Here is an 11,798-nt window from a genome sequence, read left to right as displayed (position 1 = left end):
CCCCCCGACACGTCCCCTCCCCGCCGTACGCGGCTGACCCGCCCCAGCTGCGGGCAGTCGTGCCGCTGGGGCGGCACGGGTGGGCGCAGCGGCACCCCGCCAGCGCCGGGCCGCGCGACCCACCCCCGGCCCGCACCCAGCGCGGGGCACCGTGCCCATGCCGGGGCTGCGAACTCACCCCCGGCGCGGCGCGCCAAGGCGGCGTGGGATCGGCGATCGTGCGACTACAGGCGGACGCCAACCGTCACCGGCTCGTTGACCAGCGTGACGCCGAAGGCCTCGTGGACCCCGGCGACGACCTCACGGGCCAGCGCGAGCAGATCCTCGGTGGTCGCGTCGCCGCGGTTGGTGAGGGCGAGGGTGTGCTTGGTGGAGATGCGGGCGGGTCCCGTGCCGTACCCCTTGGTGAAGCCCGCCTTGTCGATCAGCCAGGCCGCGGAGGTCTTGACGTGCCCCTCCCCTGCCGGGAAGGCGGGCGGCTCCGCGGACTCCCCGAGGCGTTCGGCCACGCGGGAGCGGAACGCGGCGAACTCCCCGTCCGTGAGGATCGGGTTGGTGAAGAACGACCCGGCCGACCAGGTGTCGTGGTCCTCGGGGTCCAGCACCATGCCCTTCCCCGCGCGCAGCTTCAGCACCGTCTCCCGGGCGGTCGTCAGCGGGACCCGGTCGCCCGCCTCGACGCCGAGGGCGCGGGCCGTCTCCGCGTAGCGCAGGGGTGCGGACAGACCGGCGGCGTCCTCCAGCTCGAAGCGGACGCGCAGGACCACGTACCGCTCCGGCTCGGCCTTGAAGCGGCTGTGGCGGTACGAGAAGGCGCAGTCGGCGTTGGCGAGGGTAACCGTCGCCCGGGATCTGCGGTCGTACGCCGTCACCTCGGTGATCGTGGCGGAGACCTCCTGGCCGTACGCGCCGACGTTCTGGATCGGCGTCGCGCCGGCGGAGCCGGGGATGCCGGCCAGGCACTCGACGCCGGCCAGGCCCGCCTCGACGGTGCGCGCGACGGCGTCGGTCCAGATCTCGCCGGCCGCCAGCTCCAGCGTCGTGCCGTCGAGGGAGAAGCCGGCCGTGGCGATGTGCAGGGCGGTGCCGTCGAAGCCCTTGTCGCCGATGACCAGGTTGGATCCACCGCCGATGAGCAGCAGCGGGGTGCCGGCGTCGTCGGCCTCGCGGACGGCGGCGATCACCTCAGCGTCGGTCGTGGCCGTGACCAGCCGGGTCGCCGGTCCGCCCAGGCGGAAGGTGGTCAGCGGGGCGAGGGGAGCGTCGTGGAGTTCCTGCACGCGCCCAAGACTACGAGACGGCACTGACAGGCCCCGGCAGCGGGAAGAGGAGGACGCCCCGACCATACGGCCGGGGCGTCCTCGGGGATGGGGTCCTCACGTCAGGTGGCTGCGTACCTCCGCCCAGCTCACGGGCAGTTCGTCGCTCGACGCCGGCCAGGAGGCGAACGTCGCGACTCCCGCATCTGGGCGGAGAGCGTCCAGAAGGTCCGCCTGAAGGGCTCCGCCCTGAGTGAGGCGCCGTATGCGCCGGGCGCGCTCCTGATCTGCCGCCACACGCGCGGTGTGCGCACCAGGAACTTCAGGGCTCCCCACAGCGTGCGGGTCTCGAAACGGGAGGCGAAGACGTGGACCTCGGTGGCCTGCGGCGGCCGGTTGGGCACGGTCCAGGGAAGGGTGGGCATGCCGAACTCCTCACGTGTCGGTGCCGTCTCGTGGTCAGCCGGTGGTGGCGTACTCGGTCGCCGTGGGCGTTCCGGGCGCCGTCGTCCCGCCCGCTCCCGGCGGGCCCGCGGGGGTCGTCCGGCGCGCCGGTATCAGCAGGGCCGCGACGCCTGCGAGCGCCACCACCCCGGCGCCCACGGCGATGGCGGGCCGCAGTCCGTCGACGAAGGACTGCGCGGACTCGTAGCCGCCCTGCGCCGCGAAGATCGAGGACATGACCGCGATGCCGAGGGCGCCGCCCACCTCGCGCAGGGCGTTGTTGGCGCCGGAGGCGATGCCCTGCTCCTTCGCGGTGACGCTGGACATCACCAGTGCGGAGGCGGGGGCGAAGTACAGGGCCATGCCGATCCCGCTGACGATCAGGCCGGGCAGCTGTGCGGCGTAGGAGGCGTCGGCGGTGACCACGTAGGCGAGGTGGGCGAGGCCGGCCGCCTGGAGGAAGAGGCCGGCGGCGACGACCGGGCGTCCTCCGACGCGGTCGGAGAGGAGCCCGGCGATCGGCGCGACCAGCATCGGCATGCCGGTCCACGGCAGCATGCGCAGGCCCGCCTCGGTGGGCGAGTAGCCGAGCACGCCCTGCATGTACTGGCTGAGCAGGAAGATCGACCCGAACATGCCCAGGAACATCAGCAGGCTCGCCGCGTTGACGCCGGCGAAGGCGCGGGAGCGGAACAGCCGCATGGGGAGCATGGGATTGCGGGCGCGCGTGCCGTGGAGGACGAAGCCGGCCAGCAGCGCGGCGCCGACGAAGAGCGCCGTCAGGACCACCGCCCCGGTCCAGCCGTCGACGGGGCCGCGGACCAGGCCGTAGACGATGCCGAAGAGGCCGCCGCTGGCCAGCAGGGTGCCGGGGATGTCGAGCGGGGCGCCGGTGCCGTGCGACTCGGCGAGGCGGAGGCGGGCGAGGGGGAGCAGGGCCAGTCCCAGGGGGACGTTCAGCCAGAAGATCCACTGCCAGGAGACGTGCTCGGTGAGGCTGCCACCGACCAGCGGACCGGAGGCCACCGCCAGGCCGTTGACGGCGCCCCAGATGCCGTACGCCATCCCGCGGCGTTCGGCGGGCACGGCGGCCGTGAGCAGGGTCAGCGTGAGCGGCATCATGATCGCCGCGCCGACACCCTGCACCGCGCGGGCGGCGATGAGCGAATCGATGCCGGGCGCCATGGCCGCGGCGGCGGAGGCGCCGGTGAAGACGGTGAGACCGACCAGGAAGAGCCTGCGGCGGCCGAAGCGGTCGCCGAGAGCCGCGCCGAACATCAGGAGGACGGCGAAGGTGAGCGTATAGGCGCTCACGGTCCACTCCAGGTCGTGCAGCGCCCCGCCCAGGTCCTCGCGGATGGAGGGCAGGGCGGTGGTGACGACGAGGTTGTCCAGGGCCGCCATGAAACCGGCGACGCTGGTGATGACGAGCGCCCACGCCATTCCCCCACCGCGTGCGTGCTGACGTGCGTCCTGTTGTGACATCTCTCCCCCTGGGGGCGTGAAGATCGGTTAGTAATTGATGACTAACTTTTGTGGTCGAAAGAGAGCGGGGGTGGACACGGGTGAGCGCACCCCTTGCGCGCTCCCCTATGCGCCTTCCCCGTCCCGCGTCACCCCGGCCGTGATGCGAAGGCCGTCCCAGATGCGGTGTCCCGGCGGGAAGCCCATGCCGGCCAGCGCGTTGATGAGCATGCCGTACGCCATGAAGGACGTCGTCTCGTCCACGTCGCCGCCGAGGGGTAGGTGCACGGCGTCCCAGAGATCCAGCCAGCCCCTGCGCACCATCTCGCCGAACTCGTGGTCCCCGGCAGCCTCTGCCGCCGCCACGGTGACGTACACCTGCATCTGCATCCGGAGCCTCTCGGGCTGATCGACGATCAGCCGCGTATAGGCCTCGGCCATGGCCTGTAGGGCCTCTTCGCCGTGCAGCCCCTCGGACGCCTCCTCGAAGACCCGGCGCGTGTCCTGCAGGCAGCGCTCCGCCACCGCGAGGAAGATCGCCTTCTTGCCCGGGAAGAGCCGGAAGAGGTACGGCTGGGAGACTCCCACCCGCTTGGCGATGTCGCTCGTGGACGTGCCGTGGTAGCCGCCCCGGGCGAACTCGCTCGTCGCCGCGCGGATGACGCTCTCGCGCCGCTCCTCTGCGCTCATCCTGACCATGAGGGAAAGTTAGTACTCAATCACTAACTTCGTCAAGGGTGAGTGTGCCGGTCCTCTTTCCGGTAAGGGGCGCCCTCCAGTGGAGAACGCCCCTTACCGGGTGAAGCGTGTGCGTGCCGGGCCGGGCCGGCGCGTGCCGGTCAGGCCAGGCGTACGACGGCCCGGGACATGCCGAGGACCTTCCGGCCCGCGCTGGTGACCGTGAGGTCGACACGGACGGTGTTGTCGTCGAGCTTGGCCGCCACCTTGCCGCCGACCTCGATCACGGCCCCCTGGCCGTCGTCCGGGACGACGACGGGCCGGGTGAAGCGGACTCCGTACTCCACGACCGCGCCCGGGTCGCCGGTCCAGTCGGTGACCACGCGGATCGCCTCGGCCATGGTGAACATGCCGTGCGCGATGACGTCCGGCAGGCCGACCTCCTTGGCGAACCTCTCGTTCCAGTGGATCGGGTTGAAGTCGCCGGAGGCACCCGCGTAGCGCACGAGCGCGGCGCGGTCCACGGGGAAGGTCCGCGCCGGCAGTTCGGTGCCGACCTCGACGTCGCTGTAGGCGATCCTCGCCTGCGTGGGCTGCGTCATCGGTTGCTCACGCCTCCTCGGCCGCGCGGGCCACGAGCTTCGTCCAGGCGGTCACGACGTGCTCGCCGGCCTCGTCGTGGACCTCGCCGCGGATGTCCAGGATGTCGTTGCCGGCCAGGGACTTGATCGCCTCGATGGTCGAGGTGACCGTGAGCCGGTCGCCGGCCCGCACCGGTCGGACGTAGGCGAACTTCTGGTCGCCGTGCACCACCCTGCTGTAGTCCAGCCCGAGCTGCGGGTCCTGGACGACCTGACCGGCCGCCTTGAACGTGATCGCGAACACGAAGGTCGGCGGAGCGATCACATCCGGATGACCGAGCGCCTTGGCGGCCTCCGTGTCGGTGTACGCCGGATTGGCGTCCCCCACCGCCTCCGCGAATTCGCGGATCTTCTCCCGCCCCACCTCGTAGGGCGCGGTCGGCGGATACGTCCGCCCCACGAACGACTGGTCGAGCGCCATGGGCTGAAATCCTCCTGCTGCTGCTCTTCGCTGCCGCGGCTGTTCCCGCTGCGGCTCTCGCTGCTGGTGCCAACGACACGAGGCCGCCCCCAAGCCTCGGGGACGGCCTCGTGTACGAGCCTGATTTATCGCGTCTCGCGGTGCGCGGTGTGCGCGTTGCAACGCGGGCAGTGCTTCTTCATCTCCAGTCGGTCCGGGTTGTTACGCCGGTTCTTCTTGGTGATGTAGTTCCGCTCCTTGCACTCCACGCAGGCCAGCGTGATCTTCGGGCGGACGTCGGTGGCAGCCACGTGAGTGCTCCTTGACGAACGGATTGATGGTATTAACGCAGGAAAGAGTAGCCGATTGAAGGACCGACCCCGCAATCGGCTACTAAGAGTAGCGGTGACCGGACTTGAACCGGTGACACAGCGATTATGAGCCGCTTGCTCTACCGACTGAGCTACACCGCTGTGATGCGATCGACTCCCGCCTCGCGGCGGGAACCATTCACACCAGAGCCCCAAAACGGAATCGAACCGTTGACCTTCTCCTTACCATGGAGACGCTCTGCCGACTGAGCTATTGGGGCGAGCGAGGAAGACATTACACGGTCGCCCGCCGTTCGCCCAAATCCGTTTCGCGGCCCCTGCCCCGACCCGTCCCGGCCGCCGCGGAGCGGTGGACCGCACCGGTACGACTATTGCCCTCCTCCGCGCCACGGGCTGATCACCGTCCTAGGCTCGACTCACTCTGCGTGATCTTGCGTCCCCCACTGCGCAGCCCCGAGCCCAGAGGACCGCGATGCCCGACAGCCAGCCGCAGCCGCCCCACTCGCCCTCTCCCTCGGACCCCGCCGACCCCGGCTCTCTGCTGCTCTGCGGGGCGCGGCTCACGGACGGCCGGACCGTGGACGTACGGCTCTGCCGCGGCCGCATCGAGGCGGTCGGCACGGCCGGCAGCCTCTCCCCGCCCCGCGCCCCCGGTCCGGGCACCCGCGTGGACCTCGCCGGCTACCTGCTCCTGCCCGCCCCCGCCGAACCGCACGTCCACGGCGACACCGCGCTGACGGCCGACGCCCCCGGCCCCGCCTCCTACGAACCGCAGGACGTCGAGGGCCGGGCCACGGAGGCCGCGCTGCTCCAGCTGGGACACGGGGCGACCGCGCTGCGGGCGCACGTGCGGGTGGGCGACGTACCGGGGCTGGGCGCGCTGACCGCCGTACTGCGGGCGCGGCGGACGCTGCGCGGGCTGGTGGAGGTGACGGCGGTGGCCATGCCCCGGGTGCTGACGGGGGTGGCCGGGGCGGACGGGCTGGCGGTGCTGCGGGACGCGGTCAAGATGGGCGCCGACGTGGTGGGCGGGTGCCCCGACCTGGACCCCGACCCGGCGGGGTACGTCGAGGCGGTCCTGGAGGTCGCCGCCGAACACGGCTGCCCCGTCGACCTCCACACGGACGCCGGCGACCCGGCGCGGCTGGCCCGGCTGGCGGCGATGGCGGGCGGACTGCGTCCCGGGGTGACCCTCGGGCCCTGCGACGGCCTGGCCCGGCTGCCCGCCGAGATGGCCTCGCGGGCCGCGGAGCAGCTCGCGGCGGCCGGGGTGACGGTCGTCTGCCTGCCGCAGGGTGCCTGCGGCGCCGTGGACCATCACGACGGCATGGCTCCGGTACGGCTGCTGCGGGCGGCCGGGGTACGGGTCGCCGCGGGCAGCGGCGCGCTCCGGGACGTGTCCAACCCGGTCGGGCGCGGTGACCCCCTGGAGGCGGCGTACCTGCTGGCCTCCCGTCACGGGCTGCGCCCCGAGGACGCGTACGCAGCGGTCAGTTCGGCGGCACGGGCGGCCCTCGGCCTGCCCGAGGTGCGGGTCGAGGCGGGTTTCCCGGCCGAACTGCTGGCGGTGCGCGGGGACGGGCTGGCGGGCGCGCTGTCGCTGGCGTACAGCCGGGTCGTGGTGCACCGCGGGCGCGTGGTGGCGCGTACGAACGCGGTGCGGGAGTACGGGGACGCGACGGCCATTGCGGACCTGGGGCTGCCCCGGCAGGGGCGGGGGAAGCGCGGACGGGAGTGACGGCGCGGCCGCCGCGCGGGCGGTGACGTGGACACGCGCGCGGTGACACGGACGGCCGGCGACTGGGACGACCGGCGCGGTCCCGACGGCGCGGAGACGGGCTCAGTCGTGCGGCGCGGGCGCTCGTCGCGGCGTACGGTCGAAGGCATGCGCATTGTCATCGCTGGTGGTCATGGTCAGATCGCGCTGCGGCTGGAGCGTTTGCTCGCCGCGCGCGGGGACGAGGTGGCGGGCATCATCCGCAGGCCCGAGCAGGCCGACGATCTGCGCGCGGCCGGTGCCGAACCGGTCGTGCTGGATCTGGAGTCGGCCTCGCTGGACGAGGTCGCGGAGCGGCTGCGGGGTGCGGACGCGGCGGTCTTCGCGGCCGGTGCGGGCCCCGGGAGCGGGGTGGCGCGCAAGGACACGGTGGACAAGGCGGCTGCGGTCCTCTTCGCGGACGCCGCGGTCAGGGCGGGCGTACGGCGCTTCGTCATCGTGTCCTCGATGGGCGCCGACCCCGGTCATCAGGGAGACGAGATCTTCGACGTGTACCTGCGTGCCAAGGGCGAGGCCGACGCGCACGTGCGCTCGCTGGACGGGCTGGACTGGACGGTGCTGCGCCCCGGCGCCCTGAAGGACGACGCGGGAAGCGGGCTCGTACGGCTGGAGGCGCACACCGGCCGCGGTCCCGTCCCGCGCGACGACGTGGCGGCCGTCCTCGCGGAACTGATCGACACCCCGGCGACGCACGGCCTGACGCTGGAGCTGATCAGCGGCTCGTCGCCGGTGGCGGTGGCGGTGAAGTCCGTGGCCGGGAACTGAGGACGCCGGGCGCGCACGGGTCGACGGTCAGAAGAGGGGCAGCTGTCCGGGCAGAGCGGGAACGACGTACCCGTCCAGGGACGGCTGCGCCGCACCCAGTTGTGCCGGCCGGCGTGAGCCCGGGCAGGAGACGAGGTCGCCGCTCCCCCGCGCTCCGGGCGGGTCGTGACGCGCGTACCGCCCGGCGACGACGGCGATCTCGCGCCGGCACTCGGGGCAGATTCTGCGACGGGATGACGAGGCCATGCCTCCAGTCTGCCCGGACTCCCCACCGTCCCACGCGGGCCCGCGCCGTCACCATGGGCCCGCCCCCGGTCGAGACATGGGTCGGGACATGACGAAGGGCCCTGTGTCCCGCTGTTGAAGCGGGTCACAGGGCCCTTCGTTCCCGTGTGGCGGCGCCAGGATTCGAACCTGGGAAGGCTGAGCCGGCAGATTTACAGCGGGCCGGTTTCGTAGCCCCTGAGCTGGATGTTCCCTCCCTGTACCTCCTTCCGGGGGACACCTGGGGGAAAAGTGCCCTCATCCGCCGTAGCCGAAGTGGGGGGCAGCGTCGGTGGCACTCCCCCGTGCTCGGCCCGCAAGCCATCGGACGACCGGAGGAAGAGTGACCCATCCCCGTTACGCTGGTACGCACCACGTCAGAACGGAGAGTGCTCCGCGGATGGGACCGAAGACGACGCAGGTCTACGAGACGCTTCGCGCACGACTCGCGGCCGGCGAGTACGCCCCCGGCGACAAGTTCCCCTCAGAACGCGCCCTTGTGGAAGAACTCGGTATCGGGCGGACGGCCCTACGGCAGGTGCTCGCCCGTCTCGTCTCGGAGGGCCGGTTGGAGGTTCGGGGGCGTAGTTCGTACCGGGTGCCGGGTGCGGTGAGCGTTCAGCGCCCGGAGGGGCTGGAACCGTGGCGCATCCACGGTGAGCGCGACGTGTACGACAACCGTTGGGTCAAACTCCAGCTCTGGGACGTAGAGCCCCCGGGAGTGAAGCGGTTCGAGCACCACGTCGTGAGGCTTCACCACGTCGCGATTACCGCTGTCATTGATGATCAGGACCGCGTTCTGATGATGTGGCGGTACCGCTTCGTTCCGAAGCAATTCGGCTGGGAGCTCCCCGGCGGAATTGTCGACGAGGGAGAGGACCCGACAGACACTGCGCTGCGGGAAACCGTTGAAGAGACGGGGTGGCGGCCCAAGTCGCTGGAACACGTCGTGAGCTATCAGCCCATGGTCGGCATGGTCGACTCGCCACACGAAATCTTCGTGGGGCACGGCGCTGAGAAGGTCGGTGAGCCGACCGACCTGGAAGAGGCCGGCCACATCGAGTGGGTACCGCTGGCGGACATTCCCGGGCTCATGGCCCGGGGCGAGCTGCTGGGGTCGGGCACCCTCGTTGCCCTGCTGCACATCCTGGCGGCCCGACGCACGCAGGGACTCACAACCGCGCACTGAGCATGTCGACGCGACGACGCTGCCGGACCGATCCGGTACGGCTCGCCAACAGGCGGGCCTGCCTCAGGTGCGTGCCAGCGTCGTCGTACTCGGCTCGCGTGAGGTGCGCTTGCGCCAGGTCGGAGTGAAGTCCGGCGCGGGCACGCACGAACGTCGGGTCCATGATGTCGAGCGCGCCGTAGAGGCTAGTGACCGCCGACTCCTCCCCGAGAAGGGCGAGCACGTTGCCTTGCCATCGGGCGAGATGGGCACCGTTCAGGAAGATGCTCAGCATGTCCGGGTCGCGGTCCTCGGGGCCCGGCGGGATAACGGCCATGGCCGCTTCGAGCGCCCGCCGGCAGTCGTCCGGCATCCCGGCATGCGCACACATCTCGGCTTCCGCGGCATACAGCCACGCACGCAACCGAGCGGACCCGGACGGGCCGACGGTGCGTCGCGCGTCGCGCACAAGGTCGACAGCGAGCGCCGGGCGCCCCGCCTCGCAAAGCACGTACGCCTGCTCACCCATGGCGTGAGCCAGGTACATGGGTTCCTCAGCATCGCGCGCCGCGCGCTTGGCAAGTTCGTAGTGCCGCCACGCTCGCTCAACCGCTCCCGAGTCGATTGCCTGCCACGCCGCGAGAGTCGACGCCCCCGCGAGCGCGAGCGCCACGGGTCGGCGCGCGCTGGGCAGCACCGCGAAGTTGAGCGCGTCTTCGAGGGCGGACAGGTGGCCGGTCATCTGGTCGACCAGGGCCGCGGCGCCCCTCTGCCGGTCCATGGTGCGCAGTAGTTCGGTCTGGTCGTTGAACGCCTTGACCATGGACTCACCGACGCTGCTCGCCGAGTCGATCCGGCTCAGCAGGTCGTCGTAGCCGTCCGCGGTCGGCGCCGCTGGTACCGGGTCGGTGTCCCGTAGCTCTCCGTCCGTGACGCCGAGGAGCTGTCGCAGGACACGCGCATACCGGTCCGAGATCGTGCGCTTGCCGTTCTCCCACTCGGAGACGTACACCCGCAGGCTCGGGGTCGACGCAACGTCCGTGAGGTTCCGCCGGGCGTACTGCTCGATCTCGCGAACCAGTCGTTCCTGAGACCATCCGCGCGCCGTCCGCGCGTTGCGAAGTCCCGTACTCACGGGCGACCTCCCGACGTTGGTTCCGCTCGCGTCACCTTGCCAGCATGCCGCACATCACCGCAGGTCAACAGCCCTTAACAGGCCGGATGTTAAGCCCTGTTGGCTACCGGCGGCCCTACCTGCAGAGGTCTTCTGTAGGTGCACCGCAGCGCGGAGTTCATCCCCGGATCGGCAGATCAGCTTGACTCTGGTGCGCACCAGATGCATGATTCTGGTGCGCACCAGATTCGGAGGGCGATTCCTTCTCTGGGTGCGCAGATAACAACTCAACAGCGTGATCCGCCACAGATGCGACGGCCGTGACCATGCCGGCCGAGGTGAGCGGAGACCAGTCGGCCATCTCCCGTCAGGGACACGAGCCGACTCAAAAGACCGGATCTGCCCAAGGGCACCCACGCCGCGCGAAGAGACCGAGATGCGATTCCTCGGAGGAGCGGGACTGAGGCACAGATCCATATCGCGCAATACGGGCCGTCACCTCCCGCAAAAGGTGTCCAGCGTGGCTCAGGGCCGCGCGTTCTCAACTCCGATCGCATCCGCTGGAAACGGCGGCCGATTGCCTCCGCCGCTCGTCTCGCACGAGCGGCGCCGAGGGGAGTCGGAAAGGCTCTACACGAGAGCGGTCCCCCGGGGTGCAACCCGAGGGACCGCGTACAGGCACCTGAGTGGAGGCACCTGTGTTCACCAGTCTGACAGACGCTGAGCGCGCTGAGCTGGGGCGGCGGAACGCTGAGCGCAACAAGGGCAGTCAGGACAGCGCCCGGATGCAGGGGCGCCGTTGATGGCCGGCGACGAGCACGAGAAGACGAAGGAACCGTTGCCGCAGCGTCCCCGCGGTCCGCACCCCTACCTGTGGGTTGTCGGCCGCTGATCTATCGCCCCGATGGTCGTCAGGCCGGGTTCGACTCCCGGCCGGGGCGCTCTGTGCCCGCCGCGCTCTGCGGTGGGGGCCCTGCCGCACCGGCGGGCCGTTCGAATCCAACGCGAGGGTTACGCATGAGCTGCATTGAGACGTTCGAGACCATCCGGTACACCGCCGATGTCGTCGTCACCACGACCGACGGGTACGTCCTGCTGATCGAGCGGGGTTGGGACCCGCACGCGGGGCAGTGGGCGCTGCCCGGTGGCCACGTCGACCCCGGCGAGACGAGCCGCGCCGCCGCCGCTCGTGAGCTTGCCGAGGAGGCCGGCGTGTACGCGGCGCCGGAAGAGTTGACCCAGGTCGGTACCTGGGACGCGCCCGGCCGTGATCCCCGGGGCCGGTACGTCACCGTGGCCTATCACCTGCTCGTCATCTCCGGCACGCCCGTGGAAGCGGGCGACGACGCGGTGAACGCCTGCTGGTGGCCGCTGGCCGCCCTCCCGCCGCTGGCGTTCGACCACGCCGACATCATCGAGGCCGCCACGGCGCAGGCGGTCTGACTTCCCTGCCTTTTCGCCCCGGTCCCGCCGTCTGCCGGTGGGGTCGTGA

At 71.3% G+C, this 11,798-nt stretch carries 12 protein-coding genes, 2 tRNA genes and 1 pseudogene; 4 read left to right on the top strand and 11 right to left on the bottom strand.

What is annotated here, in order from left to right:
* Positions 1 to 224 precede the first annotated feature (224 nt).
* From IG94_RS0130215 to IG94_RS0130175, 9 genes and pseudogenes are all read right to left on the bottom strand, one after another.
* Complete coding sequence (locus IG94_RS0130215) at positions 225 to 1,280, bottom strand: UDP-N-acetylmuramate dehydrogenase (protein ID WP_031044399.1); 1,056 nt, start codon at positions 1,278 to 1,280, stop codon at positions 225 to 227.
* A 96-nt stretch (positions 1,281 to 1,376) separates the two neighbouring features.
* Positions 1,377 to 1,684: pseudogene (locus IG94_RS38945) on the bottom strand (DUF3291 domain-containing protein).
* 34 nt (positions 1,685 to 1,718) lie between these two features.
* The gene (locus tag IG94_RS0130205) at positions 1,719 to 3,188 is read right to left on the bottom strand and encodes a DHA2 family efflux MFS transporter permease subunit (protein ID WP_031044396.1); all 1,470 of its coding nucleotides are present in this window, start codon (positions 3,186 to 3,188) and stop codon (positions 1,719 to 1,721) included.
* 105 nt (positions 3,189 to 3,293) lie between these two features.
* Positions 3,294 to 3,866, bottom strand: coding sequence for a TetR/AcrR family transcriptional regulator (locus IG94_RS0130200; protein ID WP_031044392.1), 573 nt, complete (start codon positions 3,864 to 3,866; stop codon positions 3,294 to 3,296).
* Between the two features lie 140 nt (positions 3,867 to 4,006).
* Positions 4,007 to 4,447, bottom strand: coding sequence for a MaoC family dehydratase (locus tag IG94_RS0130195; protein WP_031044389.1), 441 nt, complete (start codon positions 4,445 to 4,447; stop codon positions 4,007 to 4,009).
* Positions 4,448 to 4,454: 7 nt separating this feature from the next.
* Positions 4,455 to 4,907 (bottom strand): MaoC family dehydratase N-terminal domain-containing protein, encoded by a 453-nt coding sequence (locus IG94_RS0130190; RefSeq protein WP_031044386.1) that lies wholly within the window; start codon positions 4,905 to 4,907, stop codon positions 4,455 to 4,457.
* A gap of 125 nt (positions 4,908 to 5,032) precedes the next feature.
* On the bottom strand, positions 5,033 to 5,197 hold the full coding sequence (rpmG, locus tag IG94_RS0130185; RefSeq protein WP_003948671.1) for a 50S ribosomal protein L33: 165 nt from the start codon (positions 5,195 to 5,197) through the stop codon (positions 5,033 to 5,035).
* 89 nt (positions 5,198 to 5,286) lie between these two features.
* Positions 5,287 to 5,359: transfer RNA gene (locus IG94_RS0130180), tRNA-Met, on the bottom strand.
* Between the two features lie 46 nt (positions 5,360 to 5,405).
* Positions 5,406 to 5,478 (bottom strand) — tRNA-Thr (locus IG94_RS0130175).
* A gap of 212 nt (positions 5,479 to 5,690) precedes the next feature.
* Here IG94_RS0130175 and IG94_RS0130170 point away from each other — a divergent pair.
* Together IG94_RS0130170 and IG94_RS0130165 are read left to right on the top strand one after the other, a co-directional pair.
* Entirely contained in the window at positions 5,691 to 6,956 is a 1,266-nt protein-coding gene (locus IG94_RS0130170; protein ID WP_031044384.1) for an amidohydrolase family protein, read from the top strand.
* 147 nt (positions 6,957 to 7,103) lie between these two features.
* Entirely contained in the window at positions 7,104 to 7,760 is a 657-nt protein-coding gene (locus IG94_RS0130165) for an NAD(P)H-binding protein (RefSeq protein ID WP_031044378.1), read from the top strand.
* A 27-nt stretch (positions 7,761 to 7,787) separates the two neighbouring features.
* Here IG94_RS0130165 and IG94_RS40910 read toward each other — a convergent pair whose 3' ends face one another.
* Positions 7,788 to 8,006, bottom strand: a complete 219-nt coding sequence (locus IG94_RS40910) for a hypothetical protein (protein WP_078892479.1) — start codon at positions 8,004 to 8,006, stop codon at positions 7,788 to 7,790.
* Between the two features lie 418 nt (positions 8,007 to 8,424).
* On the opposite strand from IG94_RS40910, the gene IG94_RS0130155 reads away from it, so the two are divergent.
* Positions 8,425 to 9,213, top strand: coding sequence for an NUDIX domain-containing protein (locus tag IG94_RS0130155; RefSeq protein WP_078892478.1), 789 nt, complete (start codon positions 8,425 to 8,427; stop codon positions 9,211 to 9,213).
* On the opposite strand, the gene IG94_RS0130150 is transcribed toward IG94_RS0130155, so the two are convergent.
* Positions 9,197 to 10,327, bottom strand: a complete 1,131-nt coding sequence (locus IG94_RS0130150) for a helix-turn-helix domain-containing protein (RefSeq protein WP_487046644.1) — start codon at positions 10,325 to 10,327, stop codon at positions 9,197 to 9,199. The genes IG94_RS0130155 and IG94_RS0130150 overlap by 17 nt on opposite strands.
* 996 nt (positions 10,328 to 11,323) lie before the next feature.
* Between IG94_RS0130150 and IG94_RS0130145 the strand changes: the two genes are divergently transcribed.
* Positions 11,324 to 11,749 (top strand): NUDIX domain-containing protein, encoded by a 426-nt coding sequence (locus IG94_RS0130145; protein WP_031044371.1) that lies wholly within the window; start codon positions 11,324 to 11,326, stop codon positions 11,747 to 11,749.
* The last annotated feature ends 49 nt before the right edge of the window (positions 11,750 to 11,798 follow it).

The organism is Streptomyces olivaceus (assembly GCF_000721235.1).
Lineage (GTDB): Bacteria > Actinomycetota > Actinomycetes > Streptomycetales > Streptomycetaceae > Streptomyces > Streptomyces olivaceus.
The sequence above is the reverse complement of the archived record's forward strand: the minus strand, read 5'-3'. Positions and strand labels throughout refer to the sequence as shown.

Coding starts and splice junctions, on each gene's coding strand:
- IG94_RS0130190 (WP_031044386.1), bottom strand. CDS start 4,907: ATGGCGCTCGACCAGTCGTTCGTGGGGCGGACGTATCCGCCGACCGCG.
- IG94_RS0130145 (WP_031044371.1), top strand. CDS start 11,324: ATGAGCTGCATTGAGACGTTCGAGACCATCCGGTACACCGCCGATGTC.
- IG94_RS0130155 (WP_078892478.1), top strand. CDS start 8,425: ATGGGACCGAAGACGACGCAGGTCTACGAGACGCTTCGCGCACGACTC.
- IG94_RS0130200 (WP_031044392.1), bottom strand. CDS start 3,866: ATGGTCAGGATGAGCGCAGAGGAGCGGCGCGAGAGCGTCATCCGCGCG.
- IG94_RS40910 (WP_078892479.1), bottom strand. CDS start 8,006: ATGGCCTCGTCATCCCGTCGCAGAATCTGCCCCGAGTGCCGGCGCGAG.
- IG94_RS0130170 (WP_031044384.1), top strand. CDS start 5,691: ATGCCCGACAGCCAGCCGCAGCCGCCCCACTCGCCCTCTCCCTCGGAC.
- IG94_RS0130195 (WP_031044389.1), bottom strand. CDS start 4,447: ATGACGCAGCCCACGCAGGCGAGGATCGCCTACAGCGACGTCGAGGTC.
- IG94_RS0130205 (WP_031044396.1), bottom strand. CDS start 3,188: ATGTCACAACAGGACGCACGTCAGCACGCACGCGGTGGGGGAATGGCG.
- IG94_RS0130165 (WP_031044378.1), top strand. CDS start 7,104: ATGCGCATTGTCATCGCTGGTGGTCATGGTCAGATCGCGCTGCGGCTG.